The sequence below is a fragment of the Cryptosporangium sp. NPDC048952 genome (assembly GCF_043197895.1).
Lineage (GTDB): Bacteria > Actinomycetota > Actinomycetes > Mycobacteriales > Cryptosporangiaceae > Cryptosporangium.
The window spans coordinates 383916-404134 of record NZ_JBICTY010000001.1; the positions used below are offsets into that span (position 1 = coordinate 383916).

At 70.4% G+C, this 20219-nt stretch carries 16 protein-coding genes and 1 pseudogene; 15 read left to right on the forward strand and 2 right to left on the reverse strand.

The window, feature by feature from the left end:
• The first annotated feature begins 283 nt into the window (after positions 1–283).
• The 15 genes and pseudogenes from ACGFY5_RS01800 (at position 284) to ACGFY5_RS01870 (ending at position 18631) form a co-directional block, all read left to right on the forward strand.
• Positions 284–1711, forward strand: a complete 1428-nt coding sequence (locus ACGFY5_RS01800) for a hypothetical protein (protein ID WP_392716227.1) — start codon at positions 284–286, stop codon at positions 1709–1711.
• A 47-nt stretch (positions 1712–1758) separates the two neighbouring features.
• Positions 1759–3086: pseudogene (locus ACGFY5_RS01805) on the forward strand (diaminobutyrate--2-oxoglutarate transaminase family protein).
• A 122-nt stretch (positions 3087–3208) separates the two neighbouring features.
• Positions 3209–4882: an IucA/IucC family protein gene (locus ACGFY5_RS01810; RefSeq protein ID WP_392716229.1), complete on the forward strand. Its 1674-nt coding sequence runs from the start codon at positions 3209–3211 to the stop codon at positions 4880–4882.
• Positions 4879–6129, forward strand: a complete 1251-nt coding sequence (locus ACGFY5_RS01815; RefSeq protein WP_392716231.1) for a glutamine synthetase family protein — start codon at positions 4879–4881, stop codon at positions 6127–6129. The genes ACGFY5_RS01810 and ACGFY5_RS01815 overlap by 4 nt, the downstream gene beginning before the upstream one ends.
• Positions 6110–7735 (forward strand): pyridoxal phosphate-dependent decarboxylase family protein, encoded by a 1626-nt coding sequence (locus ACGFY5_RS01820; protein WP_392716233.1) that lies wholly within the window; start codon positions 6110–6112, stop codon positions 7733–7735. Before ACGFY5_RS01815 ends, ACGFY5_RS01820 begins: the two co-directional genes overlap by 20 nt.
• Complete coding sequence (locus ACGFY5_RS01825) at positions 7732–9489, forward strand: IucA/IucC family protein (protein ID WP_392716235.1); 1758 nt, start codon at positions 7732–7734, stop codon at positions 9487–9489. The genes ACGFY5_RS01820 and ACGFY5_RS01825 overlap by 4 nt, the downstream gene beginning before the upstream one ends.
• Positions 9486–10778, forward strand: a complete 1293-nt coding sequence (locus ACGFY5_RS01830) for a lysine N(6)-hydroxylase/L-ornithine N(5)-oxygenase family protein (protein ID WP_392716237.1) — start codon at positions 9486–9488, stop codon at positions 10776–10778. Before ACGFY5_RS01825 ends, ACGFY5_RS01830 begins: the two co-directional genes overlap by 4 nt.
• 9 nt (positions 10779–10787) lie before the next feature.
• Entirely contained in the window at positions 10788–11957 is a 1170-nt protein-coding gene (locus ACGFY5_RS01835; RefSeq protein ID WP_392716238.1) for a CaiB/BaiF CoA transferase family protein, read from the forward strand.
• 4 nt (positions 11958–11961) lie between these two features.
• Positions 11962–12633 (forward strand): hypothetical protein, encoded by a 672-nt coding sequence (locus tag ACGFY5_RS01840; protein WP_392716240.1) that lies wholly within the window; start codon positions 11962–11964, stop codon positions 12631–12633.
• 33 nt (positions 12634–12666) lie between these two features.
• Entirely contained in the window at positions 12667–13359 is a 693-nt protein-coding gene (locus tag ACGFY5_RS01845; RefSeq protein ID WP_392716242.1) for a hypothetical protein, read from the forward strand.
• 53 nt (positions 13360–13412) lie between these two features.
• On the forward strand, positions 13413–14909 hold the full coding sequence (locus ACGFY5_RS01850) for a carboxyl transferase domain-containing protein (protein WP_392716244.1): 1497 nt from the start codon (positions 13413–13415) through the stop codon (positions 14907–14909).
• Positions 14910–14961: 52 nt separating this feature from the next.
• The gene (locus tag ACGFY5_RS01855; protein ID WP_392716246.1) at positions 14962–15885 is read left to right on the forward strand and encodes a carbamate kinase; all 924 of its coding nucleotides are present in this window, start codon (positions 14962–14964) and stop codon (positions 15883–15885) included.
• Positions 15885–17018, forward strand: a complete 1134-nt coding sequence (locus ACGFY5_RS01860; RefSeq protein WP_392716248.1) for a ring-opening amidohydrolase — start codon at positions 15885–15887, stop codon at positions 17016–17018. The genes ACGFY5_RS01855 and ACGFY5_RS01860 overlap by 1 nt, the downstream gene beginning before the upstream one ends.
• A gap of 57 nt (positions 17019–17075) precedes the next feature.
• A complete protein-coding gene (locus ACGFY5_RS01865; protein ID WP_392716250.1) occupies positions 17076–17621 on the forward strand; it encodes an NTP transferase domain-containing protein in 546 nt (181 codons plus the stop codon).
• A 101-nt stretch (positions 17622–17722) separates the two neighbouring features.
• Entirely contained in the window at positions 17723–18631 is a 909-nt protein-coding gene (locus ACGFY5_RS01870; protein ID WP_392716252.1) for a TolB family protein, read from the forward strand.
• Positions 18632–18843: 212 nt separating this feature from the next.
• On the opposite strand, the gene ACGFY5_RS01875 is transcribed toward ACGFY5_RS01870, so the two are convergent.
• Positions 18844–19629, reverse strand: coding sequence for a helix-turn-helix domain-containing protein (locus tag ACGFY5_RS01875; protein WP_392716254.1), 786 nt, complete (start codon positions 19627–19629; stop codon positions 18844–18846).
• A 58-nt stretch (positions 19630–19687) separates the two neighbouring features.
• A complete protein-coding gene (locus ACGFY5_RS01880) occupies positions 19688–20074 on the reverse strand; it encodes a nuclear transport factor 2 family protein (protein WP_392716256.1) in 387 nt (128 codons plus the stop codon).
• Positions 20075–20219 lie beyond the last annotated feature (145 nt).

Below are 20219 nucleotides of genomic sequence, written 5' to 3' on the forward strand. Positions count from 1 at the left end.
GCCTCTGTGCCGGTCGCGGGTTTTGGCTTCGGAGTGCGGTTGCGCGTAGGAGCTGGCTGGGATTGGTGTAGCTGGCAGTGGTCGCCGGGGTGGGCCACGCGGTTTCGGCACGGCTGCCCCGAACGGGTGGGGGCGCCGCAGCGCGGCACGGCCTCGTTACTCCTGCTCACTTCACCATCCTGACTCACCGATGCTCGCCATGCGGACCACCTCAGGCGTGAGACGTCCGAACTGTCTTTGTTCGCGTAGCCTGCCGTCGGACCCCAAGGATGAAAGGACAACGGTGGAACTGCCCCGTTCGTTCGAGGGCGCGGACGCACTGCCGGTCGACGCGGTGCCCCCTGCGGTGCGGGCTGCCGCGCTCGCCTCGCGGAACTCCGGCGAACCGGTCGGGGGCTATCTCTACGATCTCGCGGCTGCGAAAGAACGTGCCGAGAGCCTGGTTCGAGCGCTCCCGAGCCGGGTCAAGGTCTTCTACGCGGTCAAAGCCAACTCCTTCCCCCCGCTCCTCGCAGCACTCGCCGAAATCCTCCACGGCTTCGAGGTCGCCTCGGTCTCCGAAGCCAACCTCGCCATCGCCGCCACCCGAAAAGCCGCGACGCACAGCGCCGCCGCCGCGCACGGAGCCGCTCCGCATGGAGCCGCTCCGCATGGAGCCGCTCCGCATGGAGCCGCTCCGCACGGCGCCGCTCCGCACGGCGCCGCCGCGCACGGCGCCGCCGTCGTTGAAGCGCCACCCGTCGGCCCCAGTGCGACAGGCGGTCGCATGGTGGTCAGCGGGCCGGGGAAGAATTCGGCGATGCTCGCCGGGCTGCTCGCCCTCGAGCACCCTCTCACCATCAACGTCGAGAGCCTGCTCGAACTCCACCGCCTCTCCCGCGCCGCGGTCGCGACCGGACGCCACGCCCCGGGCCGAGAGGTCCCCGTCGCACTCCGCGTCAATCCCGAACGCTCCCCGGTCAGGATCGACCACGCCCACGGCCTCACGATGGGCGGACTCCCCAGTCCGTTCGGCATCCCGGAACCTGAGATCCCGGCGGCCATTCGCGCTGTCGGTTCGCTGCCTGGCGTCGATTTCGTGGGTTTTCACCTGCATGCGGTGAGCGGGAACATGGACGCGGACCTGCACGCGGAGTACGTCCGCGGAGCGGTCGACTGGGCCGTTCGCACCGCGGACGAGCACGGCCTGCACCTGCGGACGATCGACGTCGGCGGTGGGCTCGGCATCCCGTTCGAACCGGGCCCCGAGTTCGACATAACCGCTTTCGGTGCGGCCCTGGAACCCCCCGAGGGAGTGGAACTCGTCCTCGAACCCGGCCGCTGGATGGCCGGGCCGATCGGCTGGTACGCCACCGAGGTCGTCGACGTGAAGCGCGCGTACGGGGAAGCGTTCGTCGTCGTCCGGGGCGGGATCAACCACTTCCAGCTCCCGACGTCGTGGGAGATCCGGCACAACTTCGCGGTCGTGCCGATCGACGACTGGCCGGTCGGTCTGCCCCGCCCGGTGGTCGAACGGGAGCGGGTCACCGTGTGCGGCGAACTCTGCACTCCTGAGGACGTGCTCGCCCGCGATGTCACCGTGGAGCGCGTCCGCGCCGGGGACCTGCTGATCTTTCCCAACGCCGGTGCTTACGGCTTCGAGTTCGCGATGCCGGCCTTTCTCGGTCAGCCACCGGCGTGGCGTACCGCCCTGATCAGACCTCGAGGTTAGGCTTACCTAAGTCCAACGTGGTCACTACTTCAGGGAAGTCCCCTCACATGACCGTGCTCAGCAGGGTCGACAGCACCGGCATCCTCAACCGGCAGGCCGCTCGCGAGTCCTCCGCACGCACGTACGCGAGACACTTCCCGATCGTCCCGGTGCGCGCCGAAGGCATGACGATCCACGGCGCCGACGGACGGACCTATCTGGACTGTCTGTCCGGGGCAGGCACGCTGGCGCTGGGGCACAACCACCCGGTCGTCGTCGACGCGATGCGCCGCACGATCGACGCCGGCCGCCCGCTGCACACGCTCGACCTCGCGACACCCGAGAAAGACGCGTTCACCACCGAACTCTTCGCCACCCTCCCGGCGCGATTCGCCGAGAAGGCGAAAATCCAGTTCTGCGGCCCCGCCGGTACCGACGCGGTCGAGGCGGCGCTCAAGCTCACCCAGATCGCCACCTGTCGAGGCGGCGTCGCGGCGTTCACCGGCGCGTACCACGGGATGACGCTGGCGGCGCTCACCGCGTCGGGCGCGACCACCGGCAAGAGCGCACCCGCGCTCGACGTCACCCGGCTGCCGTTCCCGTACGCCTACCGCTGCCCGCTCGGGCTCGGCGGGGACTTCGGCGCCCACGCGACCGCCTCCTACGTGGAGCGCCTGTTCGACGACCCCAACAGCGGCGTGCTGATACCCGCGGCGATGCTGCTGGAGGTCGTGCAGGGCGAGGGCGGTGTGATCCCTGCTCCGGACGACTGGCTCCGTCGCATGCGTGCGGTGACGCAGGCTCACGGCGTCCCCTGATCGTGGACGAGGTGCAGACGGGTGTCGGCCGGACGGGGACGATGTGGGCGCACGAACGGGCGGGCATCGTTCCTGATGTTCTGATCGCCTCCAAGGCGATCGGCGGCGGCCAGCCGCTCGCGGTGGTGCTCTACCGCGACGACCTCGACGTCTGGGCGCCGGGCGCGCACGCCGGCACGTTCCGCGGCAACACGCTGGCGATGGCGGCCGGGGCGGCGACGCTGCGGTTCGTCCGTGAGAACGCCCTGCAGAAGAATGCCGAGCAGATCGGCGAACGGCTAAAAACCGGCCTGAAGGCCCTCGATCACCCCGCGATCGGCGACATCCGTGGTCGCGGGCTGATGCTCGGCGTCGAACTCGTGGAATCCGACGCGGAACCCGACCACCTCGGCGCGCGACCCGCGGCATCCGAGCTGGCCGGACGCGTGCGCGCAGAGTGTCTGCGGCGCGGTCTGCTCGTTGAACTGGGTGGTCGGCACGACGCGGTGCTGCGCCTCCTGCCCCCGCTCGTCATCACCGAGAAGCAGGCTGACTCCGTCCTCGAACGGCTCGCCGACGCCTTGAGCGCCTGCGCGTGACTGTTCTCACCCCTTGCCAGATCCGGGTAGGCGCGGGGGAGTGTAGAAAGTGGTGCCGCGCTGCTCGCAACATGCGTTGACCTGCGACGCGGCAGATCCAACCAGCACAGGAGTTCCCCGCCATGAATCCGTCCGCCTGGCGCGAGGCCGGGCTTGTCCTGCTCACCCGCGCGCTCGCCGAACTGTCCTACGAGGACATGCTCCGGCCCGAGCCGCTCGGCGACCGCCGCTACCGGGCCGTGTTCGGCGACGTCGAGTACACGTTCACCGCCGACCGCGGCGCGTTCGAGAGCTGGCAGATCGACGCCGACTCGGTGCGGCGCAACGGCGAGCCGGCCGACGACCCGATGGAGTTTCTCGTCGACGCCCGGGACGCGCTGGGCCTGGACGGTCCGACCACCGCGGAGGCGCTGCGCGAGCTCGTCGCGACCTGGTCGGCCGACGCGCTGCTCCGGCAGAACCTGCCGACCGCGAAGGAGCTCGCCGACGCGTCCTACGTGGACCTCGAAGCGGCGCAGGCCGGGCACCCCGCGATGGTGCTGAACAAGGGTCGGCTCGGGTTCACCGCGTCGGACGCCGAGGCGTACGCACCCGAGGCGGGGAGAACGCTGCGCCTCACGTGGATAGCGGTGCATCCGTCGCTGGCGAGCGCGCACGGAGTGTCCCTCGACGACGAGCTCGATCCCGCAACAAGACGTGCGTTCAGGGCTCCGGAAGGCTACGTCTGGCTTCCGGTGCACCCTTTTCATCTCGACGCCTGCGTCCGCACGTTGTTCGCGCCGTACCTGGCCGACGGGCGGATCGTGATCCTGGGCGAAGCCCCCGACCGGTACCGGGTGCTCGCCTCGGTGCGCACGCTGGTGAACGTCGACCATCCGGAGAAGCGCAACGTCAAGGTGCCGCTGCTGATCCGGAACACGCTGGTGTGGCGCGGGCTGCCCGCCGGCCCGACCGCGGGCGCGCCTGCGGTGTCGTCGTGGCTGCACGCGCTGCGAGCATCGGATCCCTTTTTGAAGGAGCACGTCGACCTGCTCGGCGAAGTCGCGTCGGTGGCGGTGCGGCACCCGCTGTTCGACCGCGTCCCGGACGCGCCGTACCGCTACCACGAGCTGCTCGCGGCGGTGTGGCGCGAGCCGGTGCAGACGTACCTGCGCGACGGGGAGAAGGCCCGGTCGTTGGCGTCGCTGCTGGTGACCGGCTCGGACGGAGTTCCGCTCGTCGCCGAGTTGACCAACCGTTCCGGGCTTCCCGCCGCAGTCTGGATCCGGAAGCTCATCGACGTCGTACTTGCTGCGCCGCTCCACGCATTGCACACTCACGACCTGGCGTTCTGCCCGCACGGGGAGAACACGGTCGTGGTGTTCGGCCCCGACGACGTCCCCGTGCGAACGATGCTCAAGGACTTCGCCGAGGACGTGAACCTGCTGCCCGGGCGCTCCTACGAGGGCCTGCCGGACGAGGCCGACCGACTGCTCCCGCGCTGGCCGGAGAAGGAACTGGCGCACTCGATCGTCACCGCCGTGTTCGCGGGGGTGTTCCGGCCGCTCGCGGTGCTCGTCGACGTACCGGAGTTCTGGACGCTGGTCCGCGAGTCGGTGGACGCCTATTTCGACGACCGGCCCGAGCTCGCGGAACGGCGGGAGGCCTACGGGCTGACCGCGCCCGAGGTCGAACGCATCTGCCTCAACCGGGAGCAACTCACCGGCGGCGGGTTCCACGACCGGGCCGAGAAGGAGGAGTTCGAGATCGTGCACGGCACGGTCCCGAACCCGCTGGTGCGCGAGGCGGGACGGTGACCGCTCTGGCCGACGCGGCGGAGGTCGTGCTCGCTCTGCCGGATCTGTACGGGCGGTTGCAGGGCACCCGGCTCGCCGGAGATTTCTTCCGTTCGCAGGTCGCGGAGGTCGGTTACGGCGCCTGCGACTATCTGCTCTCGGCCGACGTCGAGATGCGCGCCGCCGCTGGTTACCGCGGGGACTACGGCGACTTCGTGCTGCGCCCCGATCTGGGCACTGCCCGCCCGTTGCCGTGGCGTGAGCGCACCGCGCTGGTGCTCGCGGACGCCGTCGACGTTTCCGGGGCCCCGATTCCGGTGGCGCCGCGTCAAATTCTGCGGACGCAACTCGAGCGGCTCGCGGCGCGGGGGCTCACGGCGCTCGTGGGTACCGAGCTGGAGTTCCTCGTGTTTTCGGAGTCCTATCGCGAGGCCTTCGAAGGGGAATACCGCGGTCTGCGTACGGCGTCGCGGTTCAACACCGACTACGCGCTCACCGGGCTCGGGGAACTCGACGACCTCGTCGGTGCGCTGCTGCGGAACATGACCGAGGCGGGGTTGCGGGTCGAGTCCGCTCGGGGCGAGGTGCATCCCGGGCAGTACGAAATCGTTTTCCGGTACGGGGAGGCGATGGAAGCCTGCGACGGGCACGTCTTCTACAAAACTGGTGCGAAGCAGATCGCGGAGCGGGCCGGGCGGGCGATCACGTTCATGCCCAAGTTCGACTCGGGTGAGGGCAATTCGTGCCACGTGCACTTCTCGCTGCATGGTGCGGATGGGCCGGTGTTCGAGGAGCACTTCCTGGCGGGGGTGCTGGCGTGTGCGCCAGCGTTCACGTTGCTCTGCGCGCCAACGATAAATGCCTTCAAAAGACTTTCTCCGGACGCTTTCGCGCCGACCGCGGCGGCATGGGGTACCGACGATCGCACGCGGGCGGTGCGGGTGATCGGGACGGGGGCGTCGCGGCGGTTCGAGCACCGGATCGCCGGGGGTGATGCGAATCCGTACCTCGTGGTGGCGGGAATCGTAGCCGCTGGGTTGTACGGGCTCGAGCACGAGTTGCCGTTGCCGCCGGCCGGGGGTGACGGGGTGCCGTTGCCCCGAACGCTCGAGTCCGCGGCGGCGGAGTGGCGGGGGAGTGCGGTGGCTCGCGGGGCGTTCGGTGACGAGGTCGTCGAGCACCTCGCGTCGGCCGCGGACGCCGAACTGACCGCGTTCGCCGCTGTCACCACGGACTGGGAGCGTCAGCGTGGCTTCGAACGCCTCTGAAAACGACCGCGCCGCGACGCGCGGCACCGCTGCACCGCGCGGCACCGCTGCACCGCGCAGTACCGCGCAGCGCGGCGACAGCGACGGCGATGACGGCACGGCGCTCGCGGGTGGGGCCGACGGCCCTGCCGTGTTGGCGCGACTGCTCGAGCCCGTGCTCGAGGCCCTCGCCGCAGGCGCCCGCGACCGCGGCGGCCCGGCCCCGGCCGGCGCGCCGCGCGCACTCGACGCCGCATGGCGCGCCGTTTTCGAGGACGACCGCGCGCGTTCTGCCAGGAAACCGTCGGCCCCCGACCCCTTGGACTCGACCGCTTCCTGGCAATCCGCGGATGCCGCTGGAGGCGGGGTCGGGGCGCTTGCGGAGATCGTGCGGGCGTTTGCGGGTGGGTCGGTGGAGCCGGCGGATCCGCGGTGTGCGGCTCACCTGCACTGCCCGCCGCTCGCGGTCGCGGTGGCCGCCGATCTGGCCGCCTCGGCGCTCAACCCCTCGCTGGACTCCTGGGACCAGGCCCCGATCGGCACGTCGCTCGAACCGGCCGTCATCGCCGAGCTGGCCGACCTCGCCGGCTACCCCTCCACCGCGGACGGCGTCGTAACCACCGGCGGCTCCGAATCCAACCTCCTCGGCCTCCTCCTCGCCCGCGAACACGCGATACCCGGCGCGACCCGCAACGGGCTCCCGCCCGGGCGTTACCGCATCTACGGCTCAGAAGTCACGCACTTCTCGATCCACCGCGCAGCGGGCCTGCTGGGCTTCGGCGAGGACGCCTTCTTCCCCGTGAGAACCGGCCGAGACCACCGCCTCGACCCGGACGCCTTGGACGACGCCCTGAGCACATCGGACCACACCCCGATAGCAATCGTCGCCACCGCAGGCACCACCGACCTCGGCGCCATCGACCCCCTCCCCGAGATCGCCGAGGTCGCGAAAAAACACAAAGTCTGGCTCCACGTCGACGCCGCCTACGGAGGCGGGGCACTGTTCAGCCGAACGCTCGCACCGAAGCTGAAAGGCCTGAATTACGCCGACTCCATCGGCTTGGACCTGCACAAACTCGGCTGGCAACCGGTAGCCGCCGGCATCTTCATCACGGCGAACAAAACCAACCTCGCCACCCTCGCGCGACGAGCCGAATACCTCAATCCCGCCGACGACGAGGACGCCGGCTACACCAGCCTCCTCGGCCGCTCCCTGCGCACGACCCGCCGTCCGGACGCCCTCAAGATCGCGGTCACGCTCCGGGCCCTCGGCCGCGACGGGCTCGGCGCCCTCGTCGACCGCTGCGCCGCCCTCGCGTCGCACGCCAGAACGTCGATCGAAAAAGAACCAGCACTGGAGCTGTACCAGCCACCGGTGCTGACCACCGTCGTGTTTCGCTTTCGCGGAGCGAATCAAGTGCACAGCAAAGCGACCGACGAGATCAACGCCCGGCTCCGCCGGGCACTCCTGGCCGCAGGCGCGGCCGTTCTAGGTCGCACCGAGATCAACGGTCGCGTGTGGCTGAAGCTCACACTCCTCAATCCGGACGCCACGAATGCCGACGTCGACGCTCTGCTCGCCGCGGTGGTGAGCGCGGGTACCGAAGAGCTGGAGGCCGCCCGATGACCGAACCCGACATTCTCAACCGGTTGCTCGGTGCGGCGTCCGATCGGAGCCGCACCACTGGCACCGGCCGCACCGGTGCTTCCACGGTGGACGGTGTCGCCAACACGCTCGCCGTGCAGGCGCTTCTCCGCTGCTGGGTGCGCGAGGCCCGCATCCCGGTGCCGGCAACGGGCGAGCGGCTGGAGATCCCGCTCGCGGTGAGCGGCGTCCGGCTCGTCACCGATCTGCGGTACCGCTCGGCGACCGGCTGGCACCGCTTCTCACCCGTCTGCTTCGCCACCGGCAGCCCCGTGGACGCCACGCTCCTGGCGGCACTCCTGGCCACCGAGGCCAGAGGCTCGTCGGCCGACCTCGTCGAGCAGGTCATCGACTCGACGCGTCGCCTCGACCGCTACCTGCGCGGGCGGGCCGCCACACCCAACGGCGATCCGATGGCGCCGTTCCTCGTCGCCGAGCAGGCTCTGGTGGCCGGGCATCCGCTGCACCCGACGCCGAAGAGCAGACCGGGCCTGTCCGACGTCGACGAACTCGGCGCCGCCCCCGAGCTGCGCGGCACGGCCCCCCTGCACTGGTTCGCGGTGGACCGCGAACTGGTCCGCCACGGCTCGGCCACCGACGTGTCAGCGCTCGACCAGCTCGCCGCGCTGGCCCCCCACGGCGTGCGGGCACCGGCCGGAACCGCACTGATCCCCGCCCACTTTCGCCAGGCGAGCGCGCTACTCGCCCGAGCCGACGTCCAGGACCTGATCGCCGACCGGCGGCTGCACGACCTGGGCTCGGCTGGTCCGAGCTGGGCCGCCACGTCCTCGGTCCGGACGCTGTACCGGGCGGACGCCAACCGGATGCTCAAGTTCTCGCTGGGCGTCCGGATCACGAATTCACGACGGGAGCACCTCGTACCGGAACTGATCCGCGGAGCGGAGATGTACCGGCTGGTCGACGCCGGGCTCGGCGAGCTGCTCGCGGCCGCGTATCCGCGGTTCCGCATTCTCGGCGACCCGGCCTGGGCCGCGGTGCCGCTGCCGACCGAGGACCCCAACGGGCAGGTCGCACTCGCGGTGAGCCTGCGCGACAACCCGTTCGGCCCGGACTCCCGGGTGGAGTGCGTCGCCGGGCTGGTGGCCGAGCGTCCCGACCTCGCCGACTCCCGGTCCGGCCTGGCCGTGCTGATCGAGAACCTTGCGATCGCCACCGGACGTCCGGTCGCGGCGGTGGCCGCGGAGTGGCTGCGGCGGTTCGTCGACGAGGTGATCGCGCCGGTGGCGTGGCTGCACGGCGTCCACGGACTGGGTTTGGAGGCGCACCAGCAGAACACGCTGGTCACCCTCGACCCGGCCGGCTGGCCGGTCGGCGGCTGGTACCGCGACAACCAGGGCTACTACCTGTCCCCGAGCCGCGCCGGGACGCTGCACGCGCTGCTGCCGGACCTCGGCAGGCACAGCGACGCCACGAACCCCGACGACGTCATCGACGAGCGCGTCACGTACTACGTCGGGGTCAACAACCTGTTGGGGCTGGTCGGCGCGATCGGGTCGTCGGGTCTCGCCGACGAGACCGCCGTGCTGCGTGCGGCCCGCGGCGCGCTCGAACCGCACCGCGTCGGCTTCGTCAACCCGTTGCTGGACGCGCCCGAGCTCCCGTGCAAGGCCAACCTGCTCACCCGCATCGCCGGGCTCGACGAGCTGGTGGGGCCGGTGGAGACCCAGTCCGTGTACGTCCGGATCCCCAATCCCCTCTGGGAGGTACGAAGGTGACTGAGCCGTACGACGTCCTGGGCATCGGGATCGGGCCGTTCAACCTGTCGCTGGCCGCGCTCGCCGATCCGCTGCCCGACGTCTCCGCAGTGTTCTTCGACGGCAGGCCGGGGTTCTCGTGGCACCCCGGCATGCTGATCGAGGGTGCGACGCTGCAGGTGCCGTTCCTGGCCGATCTGGTGACGCTCGTCGACCCGACGAGCCGCTGGTCGTTCCTCTCCTACCTGCAGCAGCGCGACCGGCTCTTCCCGTTCTACTTCGCCGAGCGGTTCCACGTCCCGCGGCTCGAGTACGACGACTACCTGCGGTGGGTCGCCGAGTCGCTGCCGTCCTGCCGGTTCGGCCGCCAGGTCGAGTCGGTCTCCTGGGACGCCACCGAGCAGCTGTTCGTCGCCGAGGTCTACGACGTGCTCACCGCCCAGACGACGCTGGTCCGGGCCCGGAACGCCGTGGTGGGCGTCGGTACCGAGCCCGTCGTTCCGGGTCCGTTGCGTCCGCTGCTCGGCAAAGAGGTGTTCCACTCCTCGGAGTTCCTCGACCGGCAGGAGTCGCTGCGCGGGGCGCAGGACATCACGGTGCTCGGGTCCGGGCAGTCCGGCGCCGAAGTGTTCCTCGACCTGCTGCGTCACCAGCGCGACGGCGGCTACCGGCTGCGCTGGCTGACCCAGGCGCCGGCGTTCGCGCCGATGGAGTACTCCAAGCTCGGGCTCGAGCACTTCACGCCCGACTACACCCGCTACTTCCGGCAACTGCCGGAGGACGTCCGGGATGCGCTCGTGCCCGCGCAGTGGCAGCTGTACAAGGCGATCGACGCGGAGACGATCGACGCGATCCACTCCGAGCTGTACGAGCGCACGGTGGCGGGCGGCTCCGTGCCGCTGACGATGTCGCCGAACGTCGAGGTCGTTGGAGCCTCCCGGGGTCCGGACGGGATCACGCTCGAGTGCCGTGAGCTGCTGCAGGAGCGGGAGATCTCGGTGCGCACGGACCGGGTGGTCGCGGCCACCGGGTACTCGACCCGGCAGCCGGTGTTCCTCGCGCCACTGGAGTCGGTGATCCACCGGGACGCCGCCGGGCGGTTCCGGATCGATTCCGACTACCGCGTGGAGCTGGACCCCGGCGTCACCGGCGGGATCTACGTCCAGAACGCGGAGCTGCACACGCACGGCGTCGGGACGCCTGATCTGGGCCTGGGGGCCCACCGGGCCGCCACCATCCTGAACGCCCTGAGCGGGGAGGAGCCCTACCGCCTGCCGACCCGTACGGCGTTCACGAAGTTCGGCGTTTAGCCTGGATCGATGGGATCGAACGGGCCGCTGGACGGCGTACTGGTAGTGGATCTGTCCCGAGCGCTGGCCGGGCCGCACGCGGCCATGATGCTGGGTGACCTCGGCGCGCGGGTGATCAAGATCGAGAACCCGTCGGGTGGTGACGACACCCGCTCGTGGGGGCCGCCGTTTGTCGGGCCCGACGATTCGATCTCGACGTACTTCCTGTCCTGCAACCGGAACAAGGAGTCGGTGGCGCTCGACCTGAAGTCTCCGGACGGGGCGGACGTCCTGCGGCGGCTCGTCGAGCGGGCCGACGTGCTCGTGGAGAACTTCCGGCCGGGCGTGCTCGACCGGCTCGGCTTCAGCGTCGAGCGGCTGCACGAACTCAATCCCCGGTTGGTGATTCTGAGCATCACCGGGTTCGGGCACGACGGACCCGAGGGCCAGCGCTCCGGCTACGACCAGATCGCCCAGGGTGAGGCCGGTCTGATGTCGCTCACCGGGCCGTCCGCCGACGATCCGACGCGCGTCGGCGTGCCGATCGGCGACCTGCTCGCCGGGATGTACGGGGCGTACGGCGTCGTCGCGGCGCTGCACGAGCGCAACGAGACCGGCCGCGGAAAGGTCGTGCGCACGAGCCTGCTGGCGGCGATCGTCGGTGTGCACGCATTCCAGGGGACGCGGTACACGGTGGCTCACGAGGTGCCGCACGCGTCGGGTAACCACCACCCGTCGATCGCGCCGTACGGCTTGTTCCACTGTGCGGACGGCTCGCTGCAGATCTCGGTGGGCAGCGAGGCACTGTGGCGGCGGTTCATCGCGGCGTTCCCGTCCCTGGACCGGCCTGAGTTCGCCACCAACCCGCAGCGGGTCCGGGCGCGGGACGAGGTGGTTTCCGCCGTCGATGCGGTCTTCGCGCACTATCCCTTGGCTGAATTGCTGCCCATGCTGGCCGAGATCGGCGTCCCCGCCGGTGAGGTGCGGACCCTCGACCGCGTTTACGACTGGGACCAGACCCGTTCGCAGGGCCTGCTGGTCGACGTCGATCACTCGGTGCTCGGCTCGATCACGCTGCCCGGCCCGCCGCTGCGGTTCGACTCGAACCAGTTCGCGGGTGGGCGCGCGGTCAACGAAGCGCCGCCGACTCTCGGACAGCACACCGATGCGGTTCTCGCGTGGCTGGACGGGAAAGAGTAGGAGCATGCGACGCGCCGGGCTCGGGCTGCTGATCCTGTTACTCGTTGCGGCCTGCACCCGGCCCGCCGACGGCCGGTTCGTGCAGCCCAGCTCTCTCGCGTTACCGCTGGGCGACCGGTCTTCGGCGTCTCTTTCCGTGGTCAGCGGCGCACAGAAGATCGGTGTGAAGGTCGCCGACCTCGGTGACGATCTGTTGCGCGTCAAGGTTCGCGACGGGCAGGCCCCGGTGCTGACGCACGACGGCGACGACGTCAGCGTGCGGTTCGGCGGCGGCTCGCTCGAAGTGACGCTCACCAGCCGGGTCACCTGGTCCTCCGTGGCGCTGGCCGGCGGCGCGAGCGGCGTCAGTGTGGACCTGCGCGGTGCCCGCCTCCAGCGGCTGGACGTCACCGCGGGGCTCGACACCGCCTACGTCTGGCTGCCCGCGCCGTCCGGTGCGGTCACCGCGTCGCTGTCCAGCGCGTCCCGCGCGACGGTGTACGTGCCGCCGAACGTCGCGACGCGAGTGTCGACGCGGAGCGGCGCCGGAACAGTCGACATCGACGGTGTCGTCACGTCCGGCGTCGGAGCGGGTCGGGTCTGGACGCCGAGCGATTGGGCAGGTGAGAACGACCGCTATGACGTCGTGGTGCAGGGCGGAGTGGGCGAACTGATCCTGGCGCGGGCGCGCCGTTAGTGGCTCGGCGTAAGCCCCCGTAGATTCTCCCGCATGTCGAACGCCTTCTCGAACGAGGATGTCGCCGCCGCGGCCGAAGTTCTGGCCGAGTCCATCCGACGGCACGCCGCAGTCATGGTCGACGCTGATGCGCCGGTCCGGGACGCTCTGGCTGCAATTGAGGGGCTCCGCACCTCGGCCCGTCGCTACGAAGAGGTCATCTTCGGAACCTCCGGCTGGGGCCCGGTCTTCGCCGATCTCGACGAAGACGACTTCGACGAGGACGACGACGAGCACGACCAGCTGCACGAGGAAATCGTCACCAGCGGTGCGCCGCCGATGACCGTCACCGTCCGGGCCCGGTACGACTACCAGATCGCCGACCCCGACGCGCTGCTCCAGGCCGGACAGCTGGCCCGGATCCGGTCGTGGGACGGCGACCCGCACGGAGCCGAACCGGTCGCCGGCGTCGGCGAAGCCATCTACGAGCTCTTCCACCTGGCCGGCTCGACGTTTCCGGCGCTCGAGGTGCCGGAACTCGCGCCGGGCAGCGGGTTCATGACCGTGCACCACACCGCGGCGCCACTTCAGCCCGACGACATCGTCGGGCCCGGTGTCGATCTGGAAGAGCTGTTGATCAGTGAGGAAGAGGACGAGCTCCTGTACGACCTCGCGGAACCCCGTTACGCGACCAGGGAGGAAGCCGAGGAGGCCAGCCGTCGCCTGGAAACCGACGACGGCGTGTGAGATCCGTCTTCCTGTAACGATTCCGGTAAGTATTTCGGTGCATGATGGAACTCATGACTCCTCGCCGCCTCTCCGCACGTGAACTCATCGCGAGTGCGCTCGACGAGGACAGCTGGGAGTCGTGGGACCAGCCGGTCACCGACCCGGTCGACGCCGACGACGACTACCGCGCGGCGCTGGCGGCGGCCCGGGAGAAGACCGGTGTGGACGAGGCGGTGCTCACCGGCGCGGGCCGGATGCGTGGGCGCCGGGTCGCTGTCGTCGTCGGTGAGTTCCGCTTCCTCGCCGGTTCGATCGGCGTCGCCACGGCCCGGCGGGTGGCCGCCGCCGTCGAACGCGCGACGAGCGAGGGGCTGCCGCTGATCGCGGCCCCGACGTCCGGCGGCACCCGGATGCAGGAGGGAACCGTCGCGTTCCTGCAGATGGCGAACATGACCCGCGCCGTGACCGCGCACAAGGCCGCCGGCCTGCCGTACCTCGTCTACCTGCGCCACCCCACGACCGGCGGCGTGTTCGCCTCGTGGGGGTCGCTCGGGCACGTGACGGTCGCCGAGCCGGAGGCGCTGGTCGGGTTCCTCGGGCCGCGGGTCTACGAACTGCTCAACGGCCGCGAGTTCCCGGCCGGCGTCCAGACCGGTGAGAACCTGTTCATGCACGGGCTGGTCGACGCCGTGCTGCCGCCCGAGCAGGTCACCGACCTCGCGGTCCGGACGCTGGACGTCCTGTGCTCGCCCCGGAGCGGGCTGCCGCGGGTGGCCGACGTCCCCCGCGAGGAGCTCGCGGACGTCCCGGCCTGGGAGTCGGTGACCCGCTCGCGCCGCGCCGACCGACCGGGCGTCCGGCGGCTGCTCAAGTACGCGGCCCAGCCGGTGATCCCGCTGAACGGCACGCAGCAGGGCGAGACCGGCTCCGGCATGCGGCTGGCACTGGCCCGCTTCGGCGCCGCGCCGGCCGTCGTTCTGGGGCAGGACCGCCGCGGGCAGACCGCGGAGAGCCCGCTGGACCCCGCCGCGCTGCGGACTGCCCGCCGGGGCATGCGCCTGGCGCAGGAACTGCGCCTGCCGCTCGTCACGATCATCGACACCCCGGGTGCCGCGCTGTCGCGCGAAGCCGAGGAGGGTGGCTTGGCCGGTGAGATCGCGCGCTGCCTCGCTGACCTGATCGACCTGCCTACACCGACGCTGTGCGTGCTGCTGGGGGAAGGGACGGGCGGTGGCGCGCTGGCGCTGCTGCCCGCGGACCGCGTGATCGCGGCCGAACACGCGTGGCTCTCGCCGCTCCCGCCGGAGGGCGCGTCGGCGATCGTGCACCGGACGACCGAGCGCGCGCCCGAGATGGCCGCTGCCCAGGGGGTGCGGTCGCGGGATCTGCTGCGGCACGGGATCGTGGACCGGATCGTGGCCGAGCGTCCGGACGCGGCTGACGAGCCGGAGGCGTTCCTCGCCCGTCTCGGGCGGGTGATCGAACACGAGCTGGTGGGCCTCCTCGACCAGGAATCCGATCAGCGCGTCAAAGCCCGCACCGATCGTTACCGTCGAATCGGCAGCTGATTGGGCGAGTGTTGCCAATGAACCGAGGCGGATTCGTTCCTACGCTCGCCTGATGCGAGTCGTGATCGCTCTCGGCGGGAACGCGATGACCTCGGCGGACGGCAGGGCCCGCCCCGAGGATCAGATCGCGGCGATCCAGCGTGCGGCCGGGCCGATCGCGGACGTGGTCGCCGCCGGTGCCGAAGTCGTGCTCACCCATGGCAACGGCCCCCAGGTGGGCAACCTGCTGGTGAAGAACGAGATGGCCGCGCACGTGGTGCCGCCGGTGCCGCTCGACTGGTGCGGTGCCCAGACCCAGGGAACTGTCGGATTCGTCCTGCTCAACGAGCTTTCCGCGCGCCTCGCTGACCAGCAGGTGGCGGCGCTGGTCACACGCGCCCTCGTCGACCCCCTCGACCCCGGCTTCATGAACCCGTCCAAACCGATCGGCCGCTACCTGCCGTCGGCCGAGGCCGCGCTGATGATTCAGCACGGCCAGCGCTGGGAGGACCGTGGCGAGCGTGGCTGGCGCCGCATCGTCGCCTCACCGGAACCCCGGGCGATCCTCGACGCCCCCGCCGTGCAGGCCCTGCTCGCCGCCGGGTACGTCGTCGTCTGCAACGGCGGTGGTGGCATCCCGGTGGTCCGCGAGTCCGACGGTCGCCTGCGTGGCGTCGAAGCGGTGATCGACAAGGACCTCGGTGCGGCGCTGCTCGCCCACACGCTCGGCGCCGACACGCTGGTGATCGCCACCGACGTCGAGGCGGCGGTCGTCGGGTGGGGTACCCCAGGCGCTCGACCGCTCGGGGCAGTGGATGTCGCATCGATGCGCAAACTCGCCGCCGAGGGCCACTTCGCGTCCGGATCGATGGGTCCGAAGGTGGAGGCCGCCTGCCGGTTCGCCGAGAATGGCGGGCGATCGGTGATCACCTCGCTCGACCACATCGCGGACGCCGTCCACGAAACCGTGGGAACCGTAGTAACGAAGGAGATCTAATGCCCGAGGCCATCGAAGTACGCAAGGTCCCGATCCTCAACGTCAGCGACGCGTCGGGCCTCGCGCAGCTCATCGACGACAAGATCCTGGACGCCGACCGCGTCGTCGCCGTGATCGGCAAGACCGAAGGCAACGGCGGCGTCAACGACTACACCCGCATCATCGCCGACCGGGCGTTCCGTGAGGTGCTGGTCGCCAAGGGCACCCGCAGCGCCGAAGACGTCAAGCAGATCCCGATCGTGTGGTCGGGCGGCACCGACGGTGTTCTCTCGCCGCACGCGACGATCTTCGCCACGATCCCGGCCGACCAGGCCGAGCAGACCGACGAGCCCCGCCTCACTGTCGGCTTCGCGATGAGCGAGGTGCTGCAGCCCGAGGACATCGGCCGCGTCGCGATGGTCGAAAAGGTCGCCGCGGCGGTGAAGGTCGCGATGGAGCGCGCCGGCATCACCGACCCGGCGGACGTGCACTACGTGCAGACCAAGACCCCGCTGCTGACGATCCACACGATCCGCGATGCCAAGAGCCGCGGCAAGACCGTGTGGACCGAGCACACCCACGAGTCGATGGACCTCTCCAACGGCACCACCGCACTGGGTATCGCGGTCGCGCTCGGCGAGATCTCCATGCCGACCGACGCGGACGTCATGCACGACCGCTCGCTCTACTCCTCGGTGGCCTCCTGCTCGTCCGGCGTCGAGCTGGACCAAGCCCAGGTCGTCGTCGTCGGCAACGCGCGGGGCGTCGGTGGCCGGTACCGGATCGGGCACGGCGTCATGAACGACGCGCTCGACGCGGACGGGATCTGGGACGCGATCAAGTCCGCGGGCCTTTCGCTCCCGGACCGGCCCCGTTCCGCGGACCTGGAGGGGCGTTTGGTGAACGTCTTCCTCAAGTGCGAGGTCTCCCAGGACGGCGTCGTCCGCGGCCGCCGCAACGCGATGCTCGACGACTCCGACGTGCACTGGCACCGCCAGATCAAGGCCACCGTCGGCGGTGTGACAGCGGCGGTGACCGGCGACCCGGCGGTGTTCGTGTCGGTCTCCGCGGCCCACCAGGGCCCCGACGGTGGTGGCCCGGTGGCCGCGATCGTCGACCTCGGTTCGGGCGAGCCGACGGGCTACCGCGCCTGATCCTGCGCTTTTCGGAGCCCGGGCCGTTTTCGGCCCGGGCTCCGTTACGTTTCGGCCGTGGACGTCATCGGGATCGTGCTGGCGGCTGGCGCGGGGCGGCGGTTCGGGGGGCCCAAGGCGCTGGTGGAGTACCGGGGTTCGCGCCTCGTCGACCGGGCTGTTGCGTTGCTGCGCGACGGGGGGTGTGGCTCGATCCTCGTTGTATCCGGTGCTGTGCCGCTCACCGTTCCGGGCGCGACCGTCGTCCACAACCCGGCCTGGGAGTCCGGGATGGGCTCTTCAGTGCGAGCTGCGCTGTCAGTGGCTGATGCCGCTGCGGCCGTCCTCGTCCCCGTCGATACGCCTTTTCTCGGTCCTGACGCTGTGAGCAGGGTGATCGCGGCATACCGCGCCGGGGCGATCGTCGCCGCCGCTACCTACGGAGGTAAGCGCGGACACCCCGTGCTGATCGCCGCATCCCAGTGGGAGGCAGTCCGGGAAACGGCTGTTGGTGACGTCGGAGCCCGCGCTTTTTTGAAGCAGCACCCCGAGCTGATCACGCCGGTGCCCTGCGACGGCACCGGTCGCCCGGACGACGTCGACACACCAGATGCTCTGGTGTGATCTACGCTATACCACAATATAACGGGGCGAAAACCTTCAAGGTGCGCATTCGGAGCCGACAGGTAGCGCGAAGGGTGCGGGCACTACGGGGGAGCAACACCATGCGGCGGACGATCACCACGGCCTTCCTGGGCGCGACGCTGGCTTTGACTGTGACCAGCCCGGCGCTGGCCGCTCAGTCGCCCAGCGGATCCACGTGGACCGCGAAGAGCGACTGGAGCCTGCTGGTCGACAACGGCCGCGACATGGACCAGATCGTCGACGGCAGCACCAAGACGCTGCTCACCGGTGAGGCGTTCCAGCGCAAGTACGGGTCGTACTCGCGTGACGGCCGCCGAATCGTGTACTCCGACCAGGGCACGACCGGCTTCGGCGCCCAGATCTGGACGATGAACGCCGACGGGTCGCACCGCCGGCAGTTGACCGCGCTGGACACCGAGGCCGTCGGCCCGGAGCTCTCGCCCGACGGGAAGCTGATCGCCTTCCAGACGCAGGGCGCGATCTGGGTGATGAAGGCGGACGGCACCGGCGCTCGCAAGGTGAGCCGCGACGGCTACTACTACGGCACCGGCATCAGCTGGGCTCCCGACGGCACCCGCTTCGCGGTCACGCGCGGCACGATCGACGAGCGCAGCGGCGAGCCGTACGACATCGAGGTGGTCTCCGTGCGGGCCGACGGTTCGCGCGAGATCGCGCTGACCCGCTCCGGCGGTGACAAGAACAGCCCCGCGTGGAGCCCCGACGGCGCCGCGATCGTCTTCAGCCAGGCTCTCGACGGCGGGAACTACGACCTCTGGTCGATGAAGGCCGACGGCAGCGGGCTCAAGCAGCTGACCCGCACGAAGGACATCGGCGAGCAGGACACCGTGTGGGACCCGACCGGCACCGCGATCGCCTACGCGGCGTGGGCGCAGCAGACCGAAACGGCTCCGCGGGTGATGAAGGCCAAGGCCGACGGCACCGCCGCCAAGTCGATCAACGCCGTCGGCTACCCGACCAGCTGGAGATGACATGCGGATCCGCCGCCGACCGTCGCCCTGCCGCCCGGTCTCGCGCCGAAAGGCCTCGACCCGGCCGTCCGTCCGCAGACATCTGCCACCACCCACCAGACCGCTGACCTGAGGAGGTGATCATTCGAAGACCACCCACAACGCCACAGAGTCACTGCGTCATAGAGGTCGGGCCGGTCCAGGTGGACCGGCCCGACTGCGCGTGGCTCGGCTCAGGCCGCGGTGTAGACGACTACTCGTAGGTCGCCCGGGTTGAGGGTGAGGACGTCGAGATCCAGGTCCAGGTGGCCGTGGATCGGGCTCGGTACGCGCAGTCGGTCCGCGTGGCCGCCCGAGAGGGGTGGAGCATCCCAGAGCTGGACGAATTCCGGGCTTCGGGCCAGCAGATCGGTGATCATCGACGACAGCTCGACGTCGGCCGGGTAGCGACGGGCCGCATCACGCAATTCGGCCACAACGGTGGCCCGGAAACCGTCGAGCCGGTCGGGTTCGCGGAACACCGAGGGCCCGGCCTCCGTGAACGCCCGCCAGACCACGTTCCGATCCCGCCCCGGCGTCTCGGGAACGGTGCACACGTCCGAGTGCCAGAGTTCGTTCGCGGCCAGCACGGTCCAGCTCGCGTCGCAGACACAGACCGCGACTTCGGTCAGCCGGTCCAGCATCCGACGGGCCGTCTCCGTTACCTCGCGCGGGACCATGCCGTCCGGCTCGGGCGACGCGGCGAACCCGGCCAGCGAACGCAGCCGGGCGTGCTCTCCCGACGTCAGTCGCAGCGCTCGCGCGAGCGAATCGACCACACCGATCGACGGTCGCCGGCGACCCTGCTCGAGGCGCTTCACGTGCTCTTCCGAGACGCCCACGATGCCGGCGAGCTCGTCCCGCCGCAGGCCGGGCACGCGCCGGACGGCAGGTAACGACGCCGCCACGCCGACCTCGCCCGGCGTGAGCCGCTGCCGCAGGCTGCGCAGCGCACTCCCGAAGTCGTCGTCCCGCCGCACAACCCCATTGTGTCAGCCGCGAGCGACACCCAGCCCAACCGCTCAGTCGCTCAGTCGCTCAGTCGCGGGCGAGGTTCGGTCCGCCCGGCACCGCGGCGTCCGCGGCGTCGACCGGCTCCATGTAGAACCGTGATCGCCGGATCAGCCCATCGCGCACCGTGATGATGATGACGCCACGCAGCTCCTGGCCGGCTGCCTTGGTGTAGTGCCACTCGCCCCACGTCTCGTCACCGACCTCGACCGCATTCGTCATCGCGATCGTGATGTCCGGCGACATCGTGAAGATCATTTCCCAGTTCCGGCGCACCTGCTCCGGCCCGTGCACGTCCCGGGCCGGGTGCGCCGGCCACTCACCCACGAAGTCCGGCCCGAAACAGGCCGCGATGCCATCGAGGTCATGCCCGTTCAACGCACCGATCAGGCGCTCCACCAACGAATTGCTCATGACGCCAACGCTAGACGCGATACCCCCGGCCCTATCGGGGCCAAGATGTACCACGCACGCGTTTTGCCAGGAACCTGTCGAGCGACACCCCTGGCAGCGGACAGCTTCCTGTCAATCCGCGCCGCGGCTGGGGAGGGGGCGCGGC

What these genes read in the sequence shown, in the direction of transcription:
- ACGFY5_RS01860 (WP_392716248.1), top strand. Translation starts at nt 15,885, where the DNA reads ATGCCCGAGGCCATCGAAGTACGCAAGGTCCCGATCCTCAACGTCAGC.
- ACGFY5_RS01880 (WP_392716256.1), bottom strand. Translation starts at nt 20,074, where the DNA reads ATGAGCAATTCGTTGGTGGAGCGCCTGATCGGTGCGTTGAACGGGCAT.
- ACGFY5_RS01855 (WP_392716246.1), top strand. Translation starts at nt 14,962, where the DNA reads ATGCGAGTCGTGATCGCTCTCGGCGGGAACGCGATGACCTCGGCGGAC.
- ACGFY5_RS01810 (WP_392716229.1), top strand. Translation starts at nt 3,209, where the DNA reads ATGAATCCGTCCGCCTGGCGCGAGGCCGGGCTTGTCCTGCTCACCCGC.
- ACGFY5_RS01840 (WP_392716240.1), top strand. Translation starts at nt 11,962, where the DNA reads ATGCGACGCGCCGGGCTCGGGCTGCTGATCCTGTTACTCGTTGCGGCC.
- ACGFY5_RS01845 (WP_392716242.1), top strand. Translation starts at nt 12,667, where the DNA reads ATGTCGAACGCCTTCTCGAACGAGGATGTCGCCGCCGCGGCCGAAGTT.
- ACGFY5_RS01870 (WP_392716252.1), top strand. Translation starts at nt 17,723, where the DNA reads ATGCGGCGGACGATCACCACGGCCTTCCTGGGCGCGACGCTGGCTTTG.
- ACGFY5_RS01825 (WP_392716235.1), top strand. Translation starts at nt 7,732, where the DNA reads ATGACCGAACCCGACATTCTCAACCGGTTGCTCGGTGCGGCGTCCGAT.
- ACGFY5_RS01835 (WP_392716238.1), top strand. Translation starts at nt 10,788, where the DNA reads ATGGGATCGAACGGGCCGCTGGACGGCGTACTGGTAGTGGATCTGTCC.
- ACGFY5_RS01850 (WP_392716244.1), top strand. Translation starts at nt 13,413, where the DNA reads ATGACTCCTCGCCGCCTCTCCGCACGTGAACTCATCGCGAGTGCGCTC.